At 53.3% G+C, this 2,323-nt stretch carries 1 protein-coding gene; it reads right to left on the bottom strand.

Annotated elements, in window-relative coordinates; translation table 11 throughout:
• Nucleotides 1-99: 99 nt before the first annotated feature.
• Complete coding sequence (gene ltrA, locus ACUXAC_RS26875) at nt 100-1,608, bottom strand: group II intron reverse transcriptase/maturase (protein WP_342186952.1); 1,509 nt, start codon at nt 1,606-1,608, stop codon at nt 100-102.
• Nucleotides 1,609-2,323 lie beyond the last annotated feature (715 nt).

A 2,323-nucleotide genomic window follows, 5' to 3' on the forward strand; every position in this document is an offset into this window, starting at 1 on the left:
AGGTCCGGAGTAGAGTAAGAGGCAGGGCGTAGTCGGACTATTTCCCTGCCTCTCCTCCCCGAACCGGACGTGCACCTTTCAGCGCATCCGGCTCTCCATTTAAACGCTGGCGAACGCCATTGCCACTTCAGTGTAGCGCGATGTATACGTGTTTCTGGTTTCCGTCCTCAGATAGGGATTACCTTCGGGTAGACGCCAGCGGAACAGCTTCTTACCTTGCCCTACCAGCCGGAACAGAATTTCGCCACTGAGCTTGCCGTGGTTGGTTTTACCAAATAAAACCCACGTTTTGCTCTGACCCGGTTTCAGTGATTTACACCACCACCTCATCAGGGAAGCGATACCAGTACGGTATTTGCGGGCCAGCCAGTGTGCCAGCTTCCAGAACACGACACGGTCAATATAACTGAAGACTTTGGCCTTAAAATCAACGAACTGGTAGAACGCAGACCAGCCTTTCAGTTTCCGGTTGAGTTGTTCAGCCATATCAACTTTGCTTTCACTGTAATTGCCTGATAACAGTGCTGTTAGCGATGCGGCGAAGTTTCTGGCTTTGTCCTTCGGGATCGTCGAGACAACCTGCATTTCGCCGTAACGACTGCGTTTGCGGATGATCCTGTGACCCAGAAAGATAAAGCCGTCATTAACATGGGTGATCCTGGTTTTGTCCATGTTCAGCTTGAGTTTCAGACTGTCTTCGAGCACGCCCCGACACTCCACCCTGATGGCTTCTGCCTGTGCTTTGGTGCCTTTGACAATAAGCACGAAGTCATCGGCATACCGGCAGTACGCTACAGCAGGTTCCCATTGCCAGTTTTCTCTGACTGCGGTACTTCGGCCTAGCTGGATACTGTTATTCCAGTACCAGCGGTCCTTTCTGGCTTTCCCGCTCAGGTAGCGGTCATGCAGATACTGATCGAACTCATTGAGCATGATATTCGACAGCAACGGCGATATTACGCCACCTTGCGGCACGCCTTCACTGGCCGCCCGAAAGAGACCGACATCGATATGTCCCGCCTTGATGGTTTTCCACAGCAGAGTCATGAAACGTGCGTCGCTGATCCTACGGCGTACGGCCTTCATCAGCAGTCGATGATGTACGGTGTCGAAGTAACTGGACAGATCGCCTTCAATTACCCAGCGGCCCCGTGTTTCCCCACAGTCGGTGAGCTGTAGCTTCACCGTGCGGATCGCGTGATGGACACTCCGCTCAGGTCGAAAGCCATACGAGAGCGTATGAAAATCACTCTCCCATATCGGCTCCATCGCCATCAGCATTGCCCGCTGAACAATACGATCCCGCAACGAGGGGATACCCAGAGGTCGCTGTTTGCCGTTGCTTTTAGGGATGTAAACCCGTCTGGTTGGTAGGGGCTGATAATCACCAGAGAGAAGTTCATCCCTGAGTATTTGTAGCTCAGCAGCCAGTCTGGGTTGTAGCGTTGCTTTATTCACACCATCAACGCCAGAGGTATGCGCCCCTTTTGATGAGAACGTGATCCGCGCTGCTTCAGTCAGCCATTCTGGTTGTGTTATCAGACGTAGCAGCCGTTCAATCCGTCGGGACGGGTCAGTGGCTGCCCATGTGGCAAGCTTGCGTTGCATTTCGCTGATTATCAAAGGTCTTCACCTCGTTAGGTCAGTTAATTCACGTAGCAAACACATTCAAACTGCTTCCCTTCGCCATGTAATGGGCTTTCCCCATCGCGGACTACTACGGAAGCTCCGCCAGCCAGCGCGTCATCGGAGCCATGCCTCCTTAACATCCGTCGCTGACCTTCCCCGGTTTATCTGCCTGGACTCAGACATACTGAGGAGGCTGCCCGTCGCACTCTTTATCCTTGCTTGCCGCAAGTTGGCAGAAGTCAGCAACGCGAGTGTGATAGACGCTGCTGCCCCGGAGTTTCGCATACATATCAAAACACCTTCGACGGGCAGTGCTTACGTATCACTGCCCGTTACTTCTGCACGGCCTGTCAGATCACGTAGGCCGTGGTGACGTTTTCAACCCACAGAGGCGGATTAACGGGTTCATATTCTTCAGCCTTTCAGCACTCAACCTTGAGGATCATCTTGGCTTAGTGATCTCGCCTCAATCCCCGTTGTCAGCGGGTTACATCACCCTGCGGGCATGCCGCAGGTCACTGCCGCTCAGGTTCTCCACCGTCACACCCGGTGGGATTGTTGGGTTTCTCATCGTGAGTTACCGGTTCAATATTCCAGACAGACTCGTGGTTCATTTGAGCGTCCATGCTCGCCCTGAACTCCGGGCACACTATAAGTGATGTCGGTGACCCAGACCTGATTGGCCCGGACAACG

Source organism: Serratia sp. 121840015-1 (assembly GCF_053627655.1).